The sequence below is a fragment of the Streptomyces sp. NPDC088147 genome, assembly GCF_044741565.1.
Lineage (GTDB): Bacteria > Actinomycetota > Actinomycetes > Streptomycetales > Streptomycetaceae > Streptomyces.
This window is the reverse complement of the sequence record NZ_JBIUSY010000006.1, coordinates 370,261-387,443: the sequence shown is the minus strand read 5'-3', so window position 1 is coordinate 387,443 and position 17,183 is coordinate 370,261. Positions and strand designations below refer to the sequence as shown.

16 protein-coding genes are annotated in these 17,183 nt (G+C 71.1%); 13 read left to right on the top strand and 3 right to left on the bottom strand.

What is annotated here, in order from left to right; all coding sequences use genetic code 11:
• Positions 1 to 157: 157 nt before the first annotated feature.
• Entirely contained in the window at positions 158 to 1,417 is a 1,260-nt protein-coding gene (locus ACIOGX_RS22585) for an SGNH/GDSL hydrolase family protein (protein WP_401915601.1), read from the top strand.
• Positions 1,418 to 1,593: 176 nt separating this feature from the next.
• Here ACIOGX_RS22585 and ACIOGX_RS22580 read toward each other — a convergent pair whose 3' ends face one another.
• Entirely contained in the window at positions 1,594 to 2,493 is a 900-nt protein-coding gene (locus ACIOGX_RS22580) for a hypothetical protein (protein ID WP_401915598.1), read from the bottom strand.
• Positions 2,490 to 3,500, bottom strand: a complete 1,011-nt coding sequence (locus ACIOGX_RS22575; RefSeq protein ID WP_356507934.1) for an SPFH domain-containing protein — start codon at positions 3,498 to 3,500, stop codon at positions 2,490 to 2,492. The genes ACIOGX_RS22580 and ACIOGX_RS22575 overlap by 4 nt, the downstream gene beginning before the upstream one ends.
• A gap of 188 nt (positions 3,501 to 3,688) precedes the next feature.
• On the opposite strand from ACIOGX_RS22575, the gene ACIOGX_RS22570 reads away from it, so the two are divergent.
• The 4 genes from ACIOGX_RS22570 to ACIOGX_RS22555 all read left to right on the top strand — a co-directional run bounded on the left by ACIOGX_RS22570 (position 3,689) and on the right by ACIOGX_RS22555 (position 5,684).
• Positions 3,689 to 4,240: a DoxX family protein gene (locus ACIOGX_RS22570; protein WP_401915594.1), complete on the top strand. Its 552-nt coding sequence runs from the start codon at positions 3,689 to 3,691 to the stop codon at positions 4,238 to 4,240.
• Positions 4,241 to 4,336: 96 nt separating this feature from the next.
• Positions 4,337 to 4,474, top strand: coding sequence for a hypothetical protein (locus tag ACIOGX_RS22565; RefSeq protein WP_401915592.1), 138 nt, complete (start codon positions 4,337 to 4,339; stop codon positions 4,472 to 4,474).
• A gap of 195 nt (positions 4,475 to 4,669) precedes the next feature.
• Positions 4,670 to 5,014, top strand: coding sequence for a GNAT family N-acetyltransferase (locus tag ACIOGX_RS22560; RefSeq protein WP_401915590.1), 345 nt, complete (start codon positions 4,670 to 4,672; stop codon positions 5,012 to 5,014).
• 40 nt (positions 5,015 to 5,054) lie between these two features.
• On the top strand, positions 5,055 to 5,684 hold the full coding sequence (locus ACIOGX_RS22555) for an aspartate/glutamate racemase family protein (protein WP_401915587.1): 630 nt from the start codon (positions 5,055 to 5,057) through the stop codon (positions 5,682 to 5,684).
• 351 nt (positions 5,685 to 6,035) lie between these two features.
• Here ACIOGX_RS22555 and gndA read toward each other — a convergent pair whose 3' ends face one another.
• A complete protein-coding gene (gene gndA / locus ACIOGX_RS22550) occupies positions 6,036 to 7,475 on the bottom strand; it encodes an NADP-dependent phosphogluconate dehydrogenase (RefSeq protein WP_356507924.1) in 1,440 nt (479 codons plus the stop codon).
• 284 nt (positions 7,476 to 7,759) lie between these two features.
• Here gndA and ACIOGX_RS22545 point away from each other — a divergent pair, with 284 nt between their 5' ends.
• The 8 genes from ACIOGX_RS22545 to ACIOGX_RS22510 all read left to right on the top strand — a co-directional run bounded on the left by ACIOGX_RS22545 (position 7,760) and on the right by ACIOGX_RS22510 (position 17,149).
• On the top strand, positions 7,760 to 8,878 hold the full coding sequence (locus ACIOGX_RS22545) for a DUF1996 domain-containing protein (RefSeq protein ID WP_356507922.1): 1,119 nt from the start codon (positions 7,760 to 7,762) through the stop codon (positions 8,876 to 8,878).
• 116 nt (positions 8,879 to 8,994) lie between these two features.
• Positions 8,995 to 10,764, top strand: a complete 1,770-nt coding sequence (locus ACIOGX_RS22540) for a discoidin domain-containing protein (protein ID WP_401915582.1) — start codon at positions 8,995 to 8,997, stop codon at positions 10,762 to 10,764.
• 341 nt (positions 10,765 to 11,105) lie between these two features.
• On the top strand, positions 11,106 to 11,867 hold the full coding sequence (locus ACIOGX_RS22535; RefSeq protein ID WP_030349305.1) for a DeoR/GlpR family DNA-binding transcription regulator: 762 nt from the start codon (positions 11,106 to 11,108) through the stop codon (positions 11,865 to 11,867).
• Positions 11,868 to 11,984: 117 nt separating this feature from the next.
• The gene (locus ACIOGX_RS22530; protein ID WP_401915579.1) at positions 11,985 to 13,346 is read left to right on the top strand and encodes an ABC transporter substrate-binding protein; all 1,362 of its coding nucleotides are present in this window, start codon (positions 11,985 to 11,987) and stop codon (positions 13,344 to 13,346) included.
• Complete coding sequence (locus tag ACIOGX_RS22525) at positions 13,343 to 14,326, top strand: sugar ABC transporter permease (protein ID WP_356507916.1); 984 nt, start codon at positions 13,343 to 13,345, stop codon at positions 14,324 to 14,326. Before ACIOGX_RS22530 ends, ACIOGX_RS22525 begins: the two co-directional genes overlap by 4 nt.
• On the top strand, positions 14,323 to 15,222 hold the full coding sequence (locus ACIOGX_RS22520; RefSeq protein WP_356507914.1) for a carbohydrate ABC transporter permease: 900 nt from the start codon (positions 14,323 to 14,325) through the stop codon (positions 15,220 to 15,222). Before ACIOGX_RS22525 ends, ACIOGX_RS22520 begins: the two co-directional genes overlap by 4 nt.
• A complete protein-coding gene (locus ACIOGX_RS22515; RefSeq protein WP_356507912.1) occupies positions 15,222 to 16,211 on the top strand; it encodes a zinc-dependent alcohol dehydrogenase family protein in 990 nt (329 codons plus the stop codon). Before ACIOGX_RS22520 ends, ACIOGX_RS22515 begins: the two co-directional genes overlap by 1 nt.
• Entirely contained in the window at positions 16,208 to 17,149 is a 942-nt protein-coding gene (locus ACIOGX_RS22510) for a PfkB family carbohydrate kinase (protein ID WP_401761751.1), read from the top strand. Before ACIOGX_RS22515 ends, ACIOGX_RS22510 begins: the two co-directional genes overlap by 4 nt.
• Positions 17,150 to 17,183 lie beyond the last annotated feature (34 nt).

The following is a 17,183-nucleotide window of genomic DNA, read 5'->3' as shown; positions in this document are numbered from 1 at the left end:
GGGGGAGATCCGTGCCCGCGGCGTCATTCAGTGGCCGTTTCCATTGTGGCGCGGTCAGGTATCGGACGCATGCGTGCGCGCGTCGAACCGGAAGCGCTTTCCGTCCGTGCCATGAATGACATGGGCACGACTTCCGCTACGAGAGGGATCACCCGCAATGAACAGACCGCAGTTACCCCGACGCGTCCGGCGCTCGGTCGCCGTTGCCGTTCTCGCTCTCTGTTCGGTCCTCGCGGTCCCGACCGCGTCCTCCGCCCTTCCCGCCGCCACCGTCTCCGCCGCCGCACCGGCGGCCGTCTCCGCCGCCACCACCCCCGTCGTCACCTGGGCGGCGAGCGCGGACCGGCTCGACGCCGCCGTGCCCGCGCGCACCCACCGGGTCGTCGTCCACACCAGCGCGGGCGGCAGCGCGCTGCGGATCCGGCTGTCGAACGCCTTCGGCGAGCAGCCGGTGACCTTCGGGCGCGCCTATGCGGGCGTACGGGCCTCCGGCGCGGCCGTGGTGCCCGGCAGCAACCGCGCGCTGTCCTTCCGCGGCGCCGCCTCGGTCACGGTCCCGCCCGGCGGGTCCGTATACAGCGATCCGCTGCCCGGCACGGTGCGGCCGCAGTCCGATCTGGCCATCAGCGTGTACGTGCGGAACGCGGCCGGAACCGCCACCGGCCACCGGATGGGGCTCCAGACCTCCTACATCGCCCCCAGCGGTGATCACGCGGCCGAGGACGCCGCCACGGCCTTCACCCAGCAGACCGGCTTCCGCTACTACCTCGACGCGGTCGTGGTCGACGCCCCGAGCGGTACCGGGGCCGTCGTCGCGCTCGGCGACTCGATCACGGACGGCGCCATCTCCACCTCCGACGCCAACCGCCGCTGGCCCGACTTCCTCGCGGGCCGGCTCCAGAGCGATCGCCGCACCTCCCTCAAGGGCGTGGCCAACGAGGGGATCTCGGGCAACAAGGTCCTCTCCGACGGCGCGGGCGAGAGCGCGCTGAAGCGACTCGACCGGGACGTACTGTCGCAGAGCGGTCTGCGCACGGTCATCCTGCTCGAAGGCGTCAATGACATCAAGGCGACCCCGGCGCCCACGGCCGCCCAAGTCATCGCCGGATACCGGGAGATCGTCGCCCGGACCCATGCCGCCGGTGCCTGTGTGGTGGGCGCGACCGTCATGCCGTACCAGGGCTGGGGCGAGTGGAGCGCGGGCGGCGAAGCGGTCCGCCAGGAGGTCAACACCTTCATCCGGCAGAGCGGTGTGTTCGACGGGGTCGCGGACTTCGACGCCGCGGTCAAGGACCCGGCGGCCCCGTCGAAGATCCTGCCCGCGTACGACAGCGGGGACCATCTGCACCCGAACGACGCGGGGATGAAGGTCATGAGCGACGCCGTCGACGTGCGCGCGCTGCGCTGCGGCCGATAGGTCCCGGCGGTCGCGGTACGAGGGGCGGAGGCATATGCGGAGGCAGGTAACGGCCTCTGCCCCCGGGCCGGTACGGGCACGGAGGTGTGGCGGCGTGGGGGTGTGACGGCACGGCACGGAGGTATGACGGCATGGCGGTGTGACGGCATGGCGGTGTGACGGCCGGTCGGGGCGGTTCAGCCGAGCAGCCGCAGCGCGGTGGCCGATCTGCCGAGCCGGACCGTCTGCCCCCACGTCAGCTCCAGGGAGTCACTCTCCATACCGTCGCCGAAGGCCACCAGCCGGTCGGACTCGACGGTGAGCCTGAGCCGTTCCGCGCGGTCGAGCACCCCTTCCACCAGCGCGGTACCGGTGGTGGGAGAGGGCCACGCCTCCCTGACGTACCAGAGCAGTCGGGGATCGGCGGGGCCCGGAACCGGCAGCGCGCTGCCGCGTTCCCGGCGCACGGACCGCAGCCAGCCGGTGGCGCCCGTGCCGGTGCCCACCAGCACCCCGGACGACGCCTGGGCCTCGCCCGGGGCGCTCTCGTCGTCCGGTCCCAGACGGTAGCGCGCGGTCTGGTGGTCGGGCCGGCCGAGATAGATCTCGTTGAGCGCGAGCAGCCGTTGGGTGTCGTCGGCGACCGCCTCCACCATCGTCAGCTCGTCGACGGTGCCCCCGCCGGCCTCCGCCGCGCGCAGCAGCCCCGGGGCATCGGCCGCGCGGTGGCGCACCAGCACCCCGAGGCCCCGGCCGGGGTCGGGGTCGATCCCCACCACCGGCTGGCCCGACAGATACTTGGCCGCGTTGGCGACCAGCCCGTCCTGGCCCACCACGACCACCACGTCCTCGGGAGCGAAGAGGAACCGGTCCAGGTCCGCGCGCTCCACCCGCGCCTGCCGCCATCGCAGCGGCACCGCGCCCGCCACCTCGGCCAGCGCCCGCCGCGCCCGGTGGTGCCGGTCCGCCACCTCGCCGACGGACCGGCCGCGCGAGGAGAGGACGAAGGCTGCCTGGCCATGGGTGCCGTGCCGGGTGAGCAACTCCTCGTACTCGCTGGTGCGGTACACGAGCACGGCGCGCGGCGCCAGACTCATTCCCGCTCCTCGCCCGGCCGGCCCAGCCTGGCCAGCAGTCCGGTGAGCACGTCGGGGGAGAGGGTGACGCTCTCGATGTGCGGCAGATTCTCGGCGAGCCGGGTGGCGGCCAGTGCGTGCAGCGTGGCGGCGTCCGTCTCCGCGTGCACCCTGAGCCAGGCGGACTGGGCCCGCGCCCGCGCCTCACCGGTCTCCCGTGCCGCCTCCGCCTCGGCCTTCGCGAGCCGTACGGTACGCAGCGCCTCGGCCTCCGCGCGTACGGCGTCGGCCGCCGCGCTCTCCTCGGCCTCGCGGCGGGCGTTGGTGCCGTGCTGCTCGACCAACCGCTCTTCCCTGCGGGCCAGTTCGATCCGGCTGGCGAGTTCGTTCTCGGCGATGGTCCGCTCACGCTCCACGGCCACGGCCCGGCGCTCGTAGGTGGCCCGGTCCGCCTCCTGCTGGATCTGCTCGCGCGCCGGGGTGCGCAGCGCGCGTTCCACCTCGGGCTCGGGCCGGATCGCGACGACCCGTACCGCCACTACCTCGATACCGGTCGCGGGCAGCCGGGGCTCCGCCGCGAGCCCCTCGGAGATCCGCTCCCGTACGGCCGTGACGCCGTCCGCCAGCGCCGCCGACAGCGGTGTGCGGGCCAGCACATCGAGGGCGTGCTGCTGCGCGGTCTCGGTCAGCAGGGTGGCGAGCTGCTCCAGCGGAGCGCCGCGCCAGGCACCGGTGTCCGGGTCGATGGAGAAGTCCAGCCGGGCGGCGGCGGTGGCCGGTTCACTGATCCGGTACGTCACGGTGGACTGCACGGTGACGTCCTGGAAGTCGGCGGTCCGCGCGTGAAAGGCCATGGCCAACTCGCGGTCGTCCACCGGCACTTCGGAGAGCGCGGCGGTCAACGCCCGGAACCAGAAGCTCAGTCCGGGACCGTCGTGGACGAGCCGGCCGCGCCGGTGGTGGCGTACATGGGCGGTCGGGGCGGAGCGCAGATGATGCCGGCCGAGGCGCCGGGTGATGTCGGCCATGGAAGGGCCCCCCTTTTTCGTCAGCAAGACGATATCGAGACACCTTCTTATCGTCAAGATGACGAGAGAAAGGGGACAGGCCCCGTCCCCCCATACGGCCCATCAACGCCGCCCCCTGGCTCGCCGCGCCGCAGAGAGTGGAGTCGTACCGTCGCGAACCGCCCGCACCCACCCCCATGGAGCCCGCCATGACCTGCCACAGCCGAAGCGATCTCGGTCTGCTCGCCCTGCGACTGGGCACCGGCGCGGTGCTCGTCGCGCACGGCACCCAGAAACTGTTCGGCTGGTTCGGCGGAGACGGGATCGGCGGGACGGCCCAGGCGTTCGAGGCGATGGGCTTCCGGCCGGGCAGACCCTGCGCGATCGCCTCCGGGCTCGCCGAGGCCGGAGGCGGCGCGCTGCTGGCACTCGGCCTGGCCGCCCCGGCGGCCGGGGCCGCGGTGGCGGGCGGCATGGCGGGAGCCACCTCGGTACACGCCCCCAACGGATTCTTCGCCCAGTCGGGCGGCTTCGAATACCCGGCCGTCCTCGGCTGGACCGCGGCCTCCATCGGTCTCATGGGCGCGGGCCGCTACTCCCTCGACCGCGTCACCTGCCACGCTCTCGACCGGCCCTGGATGATCCCGGTCGCCTTCGCGACCAGCGCGGCGGCGGCGATCGTGGTCATCAAAAGGCGCGCCGAGGCCCTGGCGGCCGACCAGCGGGGCAACGCCGCGGACGCCGCTTCGGCAGAGGGCTGACGCGGAAGAGGCGGAGCGCGCCGGGCGCCTGGCCGTGGAACACCACGCCGTGCCTCCGGGTCGTCCTTCATCAGCTTCTTCGCACCGCGGGACATCGTGGCACCGGCCCGCGGCGCGAGATTCACCGGCGCCCGGCACGTATCGGCGGCCACGCTCGACCAGCGGTACTTCGCGGGCGGGACGGACGGCCTGCCGACGACGAACGGGGAGGAGCTGCTGGTGGCGACCGTCTGAGCGTAGGCTGGTGGGGCTTCATGAGGTGGGGCGGACGAGGGGTGCGCGCGGCGCCTCGACACTCGGTTGATGGAGCCCAGTTGGGGGACGTGGGCGCGCGCCCGCACCGAGGACCGCGCATCGGTACGGACCACCGCGCCGACGCCCGTCCCGTCGTCCTCCCCCTCGGTCCGACCAGGGAGGCTGAATCACGCCATGGCAGATCTCAACATCCGCGACAACCGGCCGCAGGGCCGCTTCGAGGCGTACGAGGACGGCGAGGCGGTCGGTGTCATCGCCTACTTCCCGCTGGCCGCCACGCCCGCCGCGCTGGTCGCGGTGCACACCGTCGTGGAGGAGGGGCACGAGGGCAAGGGCATCGCGGGGACGCTGGTGCGGGAGTTCTACGCGATGGCGGCCCGCGAGGGCGTACCCGTCGTACCCCTGTGCTCGTACGCGGCCAGATGGGCGCAGCGCCATCCCGACGAGGCGCCCGAAGCCCCGGCCGGGACGGTCAGTGCCGCGCGGGAGCAGCTGGCGGCCTCGCCGCGGCGCTGGTGAGCGCGCGCGGCACGGGGCCGGGCCGTCTAGCATCGCGATCATGCTGGCGCTGCTGCACACTTCACCGGTTCACATTCCGGTCTTCGACGCCCTGCGGGACGCCGACCACCCAGGACTCGTCCTGCGTCATCTCGTGGACGAGTCCCTGCTGAGCCGGGCCAGGGCCGAGGGTCCGGACGCCGTCGCCGCCGATGTCGCGTCGGCGCTCGCCGTCGCCGTCGCCGCGGGCGCGACCGCCGCGCTGTGCACCTGCTCGACCATCGGCGAGGTCGCCGAGCGGGCCGCCCCGGCCGTCGGCGTCCCCGTCCTGCGGGTCGACCGGCCGATGGCCGTGGCCGCCGCGGCGGCCGACCGGGTCGTGGTGGTCGCCGCGCTCGACAGCACCCTGGGAGCGACGGCGGCGCTGATCCGGGAGGAGGCGGGGGAGCGGCGCATCGAGGTGCGTACGGTCCTGGTCGAGGGGGCGTGGGAGCGCTTCGAGGCCGGTGACCGCGACGGCTATCTGAACGCGGTGGCCGCCGCCGTCGACGCCGTCACCGAAGCGGATGTGATCGTGCTCGCCCAGGCGTCGATGGCCGACGCGGCCGAGCGCGCCGCGAGTGACATCCCGGTGTTCTCCAGCCCGCGTCCTGGGCTCAACGCCGCCGCTGCCGCCGCCGTTGCCATCTGACCCCGGCTCGGGCAACGGGGATCGGACGGGCCGGGGTACGCGTGGATCCGGCGAGCGTGGGCACGCGCTCCGGGAGACATTGGGAACGCACGACTCCCGCACTTGGAGGTCCGGCATGACCAGCCCCTTCCCCGATCCCGTACCGCCGGCGCCCACCCCGCCGCCGGGCCCGCCGGGGCCGGTACCGGGGCCCGGCCCGGCACCGGAGCCCGTCCCCTCGCCGCCGAGCCCCACGCCCATCCCCGAACCCGACCCCGTACCGCACCCGCCGGGCCCCGACCCCGTACCGGAGCCGGAGCCCTCACCCGGGCCGCCACTGGGTTCCCGGGACCGTCACGCCTGGGACAAGGCCTAGGCCGAGACCTCGGAGCGGTCGCCGCCCCAGAGCGTGTGGAACGAGCCCTCGCGGTCCGTGCGCCGGTAGGTGTGCGCGCCGAAGAAGTCGCGCTGCCCCTGCGTGAGCGCGGCGGGCAGCCGCTCGGCGCGCAGCGCGTCGTAGTACGCGAGCGCCGCCGCGAACCCCGGCGTCGGCACACCCTGGTGCACGGCCGCGGCGACCACCGCGCGCCAGTCGTCCTGCGCCGCGCCGATCTCCGCCGCGAACTGCTTGTCCGACAGCAGGCTCGGCAGGTCCGGCTGCGTGTCGAACGCCGCGCGGATCCGGTCGAGGAACGCGGCGCGGATGATGCAGCCCGCCCGCCAGATCGCCGCGACCGAACCGAGATCGATGTCCCAGCCGTACTCCTCGCTGCCCGCCTGGATCTGGTGGAAGCCCTGGGTGTACGACACGATCTTCGACGCGTACAGCGCCTGCTCGACCTGGTCGGCGAAGCGCGCCGCCTCGGCCTCGCCGAGCGGAGCGGCCGTCGGGCCGGACAGCGTGCGGGACGCCTCGCGCAGCGCGGCGTGTCCGGACAGTGAGCGGGCGAAGACCGCCTCGGCGATGCCGGAGACCGGAACGCCCAGGTCGAGGGCGATCTGCACCGTCCAGCGGCCGGTGCCCTTCTGCTCCGCCTGGTCGGTCACGATGTCCACGAACGGCTTGCCGGTCGCCTCGTCCGTGTGGGCGAGCACCTCCGCCGTGATCTCGATCAGATACGAGTCGAGGCGGCCGGTGTTCCACGACCGGAAGGTCTCCGCGATCTTCGCGGGGGAGTAGCCCGCCACGGACCGCAGCAGGTGGTACGCCTCGGCGATCAGCTGCATATCGGCGTACTCGATGCCGTTGTGCACCATCTTCACGAAGTGGCCCGCGCCGTCGGGGCCGATATGGGCCACGCACGGCGCGCCGTCGGGGGCCTTCGCCGCGATCCGCTCCAGCAGCGGGCCGAGCGACTGGTACGACTCGGCGGATCCGCCCGGCATGATGCTCGGCCCGTGCAGCGCACCCTCCTCGCCGCCCGAGATGCCCACCCCCACGAAGTGGATGCCGCGCTCGCGCAGTTCCCGCTCCCGGCGCCGGGTGTCCGCGAAGTGGGCGTTGCCGCCGTCGATGATGACGTCGCCCTCCTCCAGCAGCGGGGCGAACTCCTCGATCACGGCGTCCGTCGGTTCGCCGGCCTTCACCATGATGACCAGGCGCCTCGGCCGCTCCAGCGCCGCGACGAAGTCCGCCGCGGACTCGGCGGCGACGAAGGTGCCCTCGTCACCGAACTCGTCCACCAGGGCCCGTGTCTTCGACGCGGTGCGGTTGTGCACGGCGACGGTGAAGCCGTTGCGGGCGAAGTTACGGGCGAGGTTGCGGCCCATCACCGCGAGCCCCGTGACGCCGATCTGGGCAGTACCACTCATGCGTGCGCTCCTGGATATCCGTCGGATGTGCCGTGCCGCGCCAGTACGTCCCGCCGGGGAGGGATACGCACCGCCGCAGACGGTCGTTCACCAATCGTCAAGCCGCCCGGGTGCTTCCGCATTCCGGGCTTGTCGCATCGTGCCGTGTCCGGTGCGTGAGCGGCAACAAGGCCCGCTCCCGGGATCGTTCGCGGAGTATTGACACCCTCTCAGCGGCGGCGTAACACTGACACGGCCTTGGAGAGCGCTCTCCCGCAGTGATTCCAAGCGGCATGGAGGTCCGCATGGCCGACAGACTCCGCACCACCGCCCTGATGTCCGCGTTACTCGTCGCCACCGCACTGGCTCTGGTGGCCTTCGGGTTGTCCGCGATTCCGGACACCGCCAACGCCACCACCCCGCGCGCGGCCGACCGGCCGGCCGCGGCGGCACAGGCGGCGCCGGCCGCCCACGCCGGGCACAAGATGGCTCCCGCCGCCCCCGTACCGTCGGGCGATGACCCCGACGGGGACGGGTACATACCGGCGAACCCGCCCGTGACCGGCGTGGAGCCGTCCACCGAGATCCCCCCGCACCGCTACTTCCACGAGTTCCAGGCGAACTGCTCGGTCACGCACACCAGGCCGGATGACCCGATCGTGTACCCCGGTCAGCCCGGCAAGTCGCACGACCACACGTTCATGGGCAACACCACGACCGACGCGAACAGCACCACGGCCTCGCTGAGCGGCGGCGGCACGGCGTGCAAGGCGCCGGGCGACAAGTCCGCGTACTGGATGCCGACCCTGTTCAAGGGGGACACGGCGGTCCGGCCGGTCGGTCCGCAGACCATCTACTACAAGTCGGGCGTCACCGACTACCGCACGGTGCGGCCGTTCCCCAAGGGGCTGCGCTTCGTCGTCGGCAGCCCCATGCAGTCGGCCGACGAGTTCCGCAACCACCCGGGCTGGGTGGAGGGCTGGGAGTGCGGTGAGCAGTACAACAACACCGAGATCCCGGCGTCCTGCCCGACCGCCCAGGACGTTCAGCTCAACCTCCGCTTCCAGGCGCCGAGTTGCTGGGACGGAAAGTATCTGGACACCCCGAACCACCAGAGCCATATGGCCTATCCGGTCGCGCAGGGCGCCAACCAGGACGTCTGCCCGGCCTCGCATCCGGTGGCTCTGCCGATGGTCGAGTTCAAGATGGCCTGGCCCGTCAACGGCGATATGTCGCAGGTCAGACTGGCCAGTGGTACGGGGCACTCGTTCCACTACGACTTCTTCAACGCGTGGGACGACGCGACGCTGAACGCGCTGGTCCAGCACTGCGTCGTGGGCGGACTCCAGTGTGACGCCCGCGGCTACGACCAGACCCATCCCGAGGCGGGCGCCGCGCTCGACGCGGACTACGAACTGCCCTGACCGGTCGCGCTCTCCCCGGTGGGTGCCGCACGCCCATCGGGGAGAGCGCTCTCCCGTGCCCGTTCCCACGGCCCGCATCCGCACCCGCCCCCCCACATCCGAGGAGACACCACCCCATGCACCCACCCGCCGTACACGCTGTACACCGGCCGGCCGGCCGGGCCCGCCGGTTCGCCCCGCTCGCCGTCGCCGCGCTCTTCGCCGCCTGCGCGGTGGCCCTCCCGGCCCCCGCCGCACACGCCGCCGGCAGCGTCGTCAAGGTCACCGGATCGCAGGGCTCCTGGCAGCTGACCGTCGACGGAGCGCCCTACCAGGTCAAGGGCCTGACCTGGGGTCCCGCGGTGGCCGACGCCGCGCGGTACATGCCCGACGTGAAGTCGATGGGCGTCAACACCGTACGCACCTGGGGCACCGACGCCACCAGCAAACCGCTGCTCGACGCGGCGGCGGCCAACGGGGTCAAGGTCATCGCCGGCTTCTGGCTCCAGCCCGGCGGCGGCCCCGGCAGCGGTGGCTGTGTCGACTACCTGACGGACACCACCTACAAGAACAACATGCTCGCGGAGTTCCCCAGGTGGGTGGAGACCTACAAGGACCACCCCGGCGTCCTGATGTGGAACGTGGGCAACGAGTCCGTCCTCGGCCTCCAGAACTGCTACAGCGGCACCGCGCTGGAGCAGCAGCGCGACGCGTACACCACCTTCGTCAACGAGATCGCGAAGAAGATCCACGCGGTCGACCCCAACCACCCCGTGACCTCGACGGACGCCTGGACCGGGGCCTGGCCGTACTACCAGCGCAACGCGCCCGACCTCGATCTGTACGCGGTGAACTCCTACGGCGACGTCTGCAATATCCGCAAGACCTGGGAGGACGGCGGTTACACCAAGCCCTATATCGTCACCGAGGGCGGCCCCGCCGGTGAGTGGGAGGTGCCCGACGACGCCAACGGCGTGCCCGACGAGCCCGCCGACACCGCCAAGGCGAGCGGCTACACCAAGGCGTGGGGCTGTATCACCGGTCATCAGGGCGTGGCGCTCGGTGCGACACTCTTCCACTACGGCACCGAGTACGACTTCGGCGGCGTCTGGTTCAACCTGCTCCCCGCGGGCCAGAAGCGGCTCTCGTACTACGCGGTGAAGCGGGCCTACGGGGGCAACACCTCCGCCGACAACACGCCGCCGGTGATCTCCTCGATGGCGGTCGACGGCGCCGCCTCGGTCCCGGCCGGGCGGGAGTTCACCGTACGGACGTCGGTCGCGGACCCGGACGGCGATCCGCTCACCTACCAGGTGCTGCTGGGCAGCAAGTACCTCGACAACTCGGGCCAGTTGACGGACGCCCGGTTCACCGACGCGGGCAACGGCACCTTCAAGGTCACCGCGCCCGGCCGGCTCGGGGTCTGGAAGGTCTATGTCAAGGCGTCCGACGGCAAGGGCAATGTCGGTATCGAGACGAAGTCCTTCAAGGTGGTGCCGCCGCCGGTCGGCGGGACCAATCTCGCCCAGGGCAGGCCGGCCACGGCGTCCTCGTCCCAGCCGAGCGGCACCGGCTGCCCCTGCCCCGCGGGCAACGCCGTCGACGGCTCGTTCGACACCCGCTGGGCCAGCGACTGGAGCGACCCGCAGTGGGTCCAGGTCGACCTGGGGCGCAAGACGGAGTTCCGGCACGTCCAGCTGGCCTGGGAAGCCGCGTACGCCAAGGGCTACACCCTCCAGACCTCCGACAACGGCCAGGACTGGGCCACGCTGAGGACCGTCGCCGACGGCGACGGCGGGATCGATGATCACGAGGTCGCCGGGAACGCCCGCTATGTGCGGGTCAACTCGACCGTACGGGGCACTCCTTGGGGCTACTCGCTCTACGAGTTCGGGGTGTTCGGCTGACGGCGCCGACTCGCGGAAGATCGCGGCGGGCCACGGGACTCCCGTGGCCCGCCGCGAAATGTTTAGCGGGCGATTTTGCGTATACGGGCGCCGCTCGCACGTGAATCATCGACCGCGTCGGGCAGCGAACGGGCACAAGCGGAGCCTCATTCGGGCAGTGATCCGCGCAACACCGACCCCGCAACCCGTGATGACCAGCGCAAAGCTTCTTGACGAAACGGGCATGAACGGACACAGTCGGTGCAGCGAAGAAGCTGGTCGCAGCGGGTCCCTTGCTTGTACAAACGACCCATGAGCCCGAACGGGTGCTGAGCCGCAGCAAAGCAGGGAAGTGTGTCACCGTGGACACCGACGAACGACGAAGAGAAATTCTTGAGATCGCCCGGCGTGACGGGTCAGTGGAAGTCAGCGCACTGGCCACGAAGCTCCGGGTCGCGAAGGAGACCGTCCGGCGTGATCTGCACGCCCTGGAGGGTCATGGACTGGTACGGCGTACCCACGGCGGGGCCTACCCGGTGGAGAGCGCCGGCTTCGAAACGACTCTCGCGGTACGGACCACCCGGCTCGTACCCCAGAAGTCACGGATCGCGGCGGCCGCCGCGGATCTCCTGGGAGACGCGGAAACGGTCTTCGTCGACGAGGGTTTCACCCCTCAGCTCGTCGCCGAGGCGCTGCCGCGGGACCGGCAGCTGACCGTCGTCACCGCCTCCCTCGCCGTGGCGACCGCGCTCGCCGAGGCCGAGAAGATCGCCGTACTGCTGCTCGGCGGGCGGGTGCGCGGCTCCACCATGGCCACGGTCGATCACTGGACCACCAGAATGCTCTCCGACTTCGTCATCGACCTGGCGTACGTCGGAGCGAACGGCATCTCCCGCGAGTACGGCCTCACCACCCCCGATCCGGCCGTCAGCGAGGTGAAGGCCCAGGCGATGCGCAGCGCCCGCCGCCGGGTCTTCGCGGGGATCCACACCAAATTCGGCGCCGTCAGCTTCTGCCGCTTCGCGGAGGTCGGCGACTTCGAGTCGATCGTGACGGACGCGGGTCTGCCGTCGGCCGAGGCACAGCGTTACTCGCTGCTGGGCCCGCAGGTCATCCGCGTCTGAATCAGCAGGCATCACCCCTTCTTCATCTTGCCCTCTTCCATCGGTCCGTTCCCCGGTCCGGAGGCGGGGCAGAGCCGTCCCGAAACCCCTCTCGTAACGATGATCAGGAGAAATCTCATGCCCCTCCAGCAACGACGACGCGACTTCCGCGTGCGTGTGGGTGCGAGCGCGGCCCTGGTGGCCCTTCTCGCGGGGTGCAGCGGCGCGGGCGGCGCCTCTTCGTCCGGCGGGGGTGACACCCTCAACGTGCTCATGGTGAACAACCCGCAGATGGTCGAGTTGCAGAAGCTGACCGCGGACAACTTCACCAAGGACACCGGGATCAAGGTCAACTTCACGGTGCTCCCGGAGAACGACGTCCGCGACAAGATCACCCAGGACTTCTCCAACCAGGCCGGCCAGTACGACGTCGCCACCATCAGCAACTTCGAGGTGCCCTTCTTCGCGAAGAACGGCTGGCTGCACTCGCTCGACGAGTACACCGCCAAGGACAAGGCATTCGACCAGGGCGACATCCTCAAGCCCCTCCAGGAGTCCCTCACCGCGGAGGACGGCAAGCTCTACGGCCAGCCCTTCTACGGCGAGTCGTCCTTCCTGATGTACCGCAAGGACGTCTTCGAGGCGAAGAAACTGACGATGCCGGCGAAGCCCACCTGGCAGCAGGTCGCCGACCTCGCCGCCAAGGCGGACGGCGCGGAGCCGGGCATGAAGGGCATCTGTCTGCGCGGGCTGCCCGGCTGGGGCGAGGTCATCGCCCCGCTCACCACCGTCGTCAACACCATGGGCGGCACCTGGTTCACCAAGGACTGGGAGGCGCAGCTCACCTCCCCGGAGTTCACCAAGGCCACCCAGTTCTATGTCGACCTGGTACGCAAGCACGGTGAGGCGGGCGCGCCCCAGGCCGGCTACGCCGAGTGCCTGAACAACATGACGCAGGGCAAGTCGGCCATGTGGTACGACGCCACCGCCGGCGCCGGCTCGCTGGAGGCCAAGGGATCCCCGGTCAAGGGCAAGATCGGCTACGTACCCGCGCCGGTCGACAAGACGGACAGCTCCGGCTGGCTGTACACCTGGGCCTGGGGCATGCAGAAGGCGTCCGCCAAGACCGAGAACGCGTGGAAGTTCATCTCCTGGGCGTCCAGCAAGGAGTACGAGAACCTCGTCGGCGAGAAGATCGGCTGGTCCAACGTGCCCGCCGGCAAGCGCGCCTCCACGTATGCCAACCCGGACTACCTGAAGGACGCGGCGGCCTTCGCCGATGTCACCAAGCAGGCCATCGCCAACGCCAACCCGCGTGACCCGGGCACCCAGCCGCGGCCGACGGTCGGCATCCAGTTCGTCGACATCCCCGAGTTCACGGACCTCGGCACCAAGGTCTCGCAGGAGATCAGCGCGGCCATCGCCGGCAAGAAGTCGGTCGCCGAGGCGCTCAAGAACTCGCAGGCGCTCGCCGAGAAGGTAGGCAAGGACCAGAAGTGAGTACCTCCGTCAGCACCCCCCCACTCTCCCCGGCCGGTGCCAAGCGCCCCTCGGCGCCCGGGCGCGCCGGCCGGGGGGCCTCGGGCCGGGCCCGCGCCTGGGCCACCCGTGCCCCGTTGCTGCCCGCCCTGATCTTCCTGATCGCGGTCACCCAGCTGCCGTTCGTGGCGACGCTGGTGATCTCACTCTTCGACTGGAACTCGCTCGCCCCCGACGACCGCAGTTTCGCCGGGCTCTCCAACTACGGCTCCGTCTTCACGGACGCGAGCCTGCGCGAGTCGGTCTTCACCACCGTGCTGCTCACCGCGACCGTGGTGATCGTCAGCGTGGTCCTCGGACTGCTGCTGGCCCTGCTGCTCGACCGTAAGTTCATCGGGCGCGGCTTCGTCCGTACGCTGCTCATCACGCCGTTCCTGCTGGTGCCCGTATCGGCCGCGCTGCTGTGGAAGCACGTGCTCTACAACCCCGAGTACGGCCTGCTGAACGGCGGTTGGGCGTGGTTCACCGGACTCTTCGGAGTCTCCGGCCCCGCCCAGCCCGACTGGATCTCCGACATGCCGCTGCTGGCGGTCGAGGCATCCCTGATCTGGCAGTGGACGCCGTTCATGATGCTCATCCTGCTCGCCGGGCTGCAGAGCAGGCCCGCCGAGATCATGGAGGCCGCGAAGCTGGACGGCGCGACGGGCTGGCAGATGTTCCGCTTCCTGACGGTGCCGCATCTGCGCCGCTATCTGGAACTGGGCGTCCTGCTCGGGTCGATCTACATCGTGCAGAACTTCGACGCGGTGTTCACGCTCACCTCGGGCGGGCTCGGCACCGCGAACCTCCCGTACACCATCTACCAGACCTTCTACCAGGCTCACGAGTACGGACTGGCCTCGGCCGCCGGAGTCGTCGTCGTGATCGGCACCATCGTGATCGCGACCTTCGCCCTGCGCGTCGTCTCGTCCCTCTTCAGTGAGGAGGCGAACCGGGCATGAGCACACTCTCCGTACCGAACGCCGGCGCGGCATCACGCCCCCACGTCGACAAGTACGCCCCCGCCGCCCGGCGGGCCAGGCGGCGCTCCGCCGGACTCGGGCTGCTGGCCTGGATCGTCGGCATCGCCTTCTGTCTGCCGGCGCTGTGGATGCTGCTGACCTCCTTCCACTCGGAGGCGGACGCGGCGACCAACCCGCCGTCCATCGGCGCGCCGCTCACACTCGACAGCTACCGGGTGTTCTTCGGCGAGGGAGGCGGCGCCAGCCCCTGGCCGCCGCTGATCAACTCCCTGACGGCGTCGCTGTTCTCCACGCTGTTCGTGCTGGTGCTCGCGCTTCCGGCGGCGTACGCGCTCTCCATCAAGCGGGTGGAGAAGTGGACGGACGTGATGTTCTTCTTCCTCTCCACGAAGATGCTGCCCGTCGTGGCCGGACTGCTGCCGGTCTATCTCTTCGCCAAGAACGTCGGGATGCTGGACAACATCTGGCTGCTCGTCATCCTCTACACCTCGATGAATCTGCCGATCGCGGTGTGGATGATGCAGTCCTTCCTCGCGGATGTGCCGGTCTCCATCATCGAGGCCGCGCAGGTGGACGGCGCCCGGCTGCCCACGGTGCTGATGCGGGTGGTGGCACCGGTGGCCGCGCCCGGTATCGCGGCGACCTCGCTGATCTGCTTCATCTTCAGCTGGAACGAGCTGCTCTTCGCCAGAGTGCTCACCGGTGTGACGGCTCAGACCGCACCCGTATTCCTGACGGGCTTCGTCACCAGCCAGGGGCTCTTCCTCGCCCAGCTGTGCGCCGCGTCCGTCGTTGTGTCCCTGCCGGTTCTCGCCGCAGGTTTCGCCGCCCAGGACAAGTTGGTCCAGGGCCTTTCTCTTGGAGCTGTTAAGTAATGAGGGCAGCGATCGTCGAAGCCGTCGGCAAGGTCTCCGTCACGACGGTTCCCGACCCCACCCCCGGCCCCCGGGATGTGGTTGTCGCCGTCGCCGCGTGCGGGATCTGCGGTACCGATCTGCACATTCTCCAGGGTGAGTTCGCGCCCACCCTGCCCATCGTGCCCGGCCATGAGTTCGCCGGGGAGATCGTGGAGATCGGTGCCGAGGTCACCGAACTGTCCGTGGGTGACAAGGTCGCTGTCGACCCGTCGCTGTACTGCAACGAATGCCGGTACTGCCGCTCCGGCCGGGGCAATCTGTGCGACCGGTGGAACGCGATCGGCGTCAGCAAGCCCGGTGGCGCGGCCGAGTTCGCCGTCGCGCCGGTGGCCAACTGCGTCAAGCTGCCCGACCACATCGATGTGAAGGACGCGGCGCTGATCGAGCCGCTGTCCTGCGCGGTCCGCGGTTACGACGTGCTCCGCTCCACCCTCGGCGCGGATGTGCTGATCTACGGTTCGGGCACCATGGGCCTGATGATGCTGGAGCTGGCCAAGCGCACCGGCGCCGCCGGGGTCGATGTCCTGGACATCAACCCGGAGCGGCTGGCGACCGCCGGCAAGCTCGGCTGCTCGCGCACCGCTGCCTCGGCGGACGAGTTCGACCGGCCGGGCGGCTGGGATGTCGTGATCGACGCCACCGGCAGCGCGGGCGCCATCCAGGACGGCCTCGGCCGGGTCGCCAAGGGCGGTACGTTCCTCCAGTTCGGCGTCGCCGACTACGCGACGACCGCGGTCATCGAGCCGTACCGCATCTACAACAAGGAGATCACGATCACCGGCTCCATGGCGGTGCTGCACAGCTACGAGCGGGCCGCCGCGCTCTTCGCCACCGGTGTTCTCGACCCCGCGGTCTTCATCAGCGACCGGCTGCCGCTGGAGCAGTACCCGCAGGCGATCGACCGGTTCAAGGCGGGCCAGGGCCGCAAGATCGTGGTCCAGCCGTGAGCGAGGGGCTCGAGGTCGGCTCCGGCGCCGTTCTGGTCATGGGCGAGGCGCTGATCGACCTCGTACCGGTGCCGGACGAGCCGGAGCTCAACCGGGCCCAGCCCGGCGGCGCGCCCGCCAATGTCGCCGCGGGGCTGGCCAGGCTCGCCACGCCCAGCTGGTTCGCCGGCGCGCTCGGCGGCGACGGCTTCGCCCGGATGATCGAGCGGCGGCTGGTCTCGGCCGGTACGGAACTGGGCCTGTGCGCGCGCTCGGAGCTGCCCACGACGCTCGCGGTCGCCGACCCGGGCCCGGACGGCACGAGCTACCACTTCCATCTCCAGGACACCGCGACCTTCCGGCTGCCGGACCACTCCGCGGTGGTGGACCGGTTCGCCGCGGTGTACGTGGGCGGGGTCGCGGCGGTCGTCGAACCGGCGGCCGGGGCGGTCGCGGCCACCGCGCGCGCGGGCGCCGCACGGTCCCTGCTGGTGGTCGACCCCAATGTGCGCGAGGACCGGACCATCGACCCGGAGCTGAGCGTGCGCAGGCTGCGTGAGCTGTGCGCGCTGGCACATGTCGTCAAGGCGAGCGACGAGGATCTCGCGCGCCTGTGGCCGGACACCGCCCCCGACGAGACCTGCCGGCGGCTGGCGGGGGAGGGCCGGCTCGTGATCCTCACCCGCGGCGCCAAGGGCAGCACGGCCTACGCGGGCTCCGCGGAACCGGTCTCCGTGCCCGCGGTGCCCGTCGAGGTGGTCAACACCATCGGCGCGGGCGACGCCTTCATGGCGGGCGTCCTCACCTGGCTGACCGCCAACGGCGTGCGCCGCGGCGACGGAGTGGCCGGGCTGCCGCGCGAACGCGTGGAGGAGATGCTCGTCCTCGCCTCCCGAGTGGCGGCCTCGGTGGTCGCCCAGACCGGTACGGAACCGTCGCTGCCCGACGGTCCCGGCTGACCTCTCCGGGTACGTCCGTGACGGCCGGAGCCGC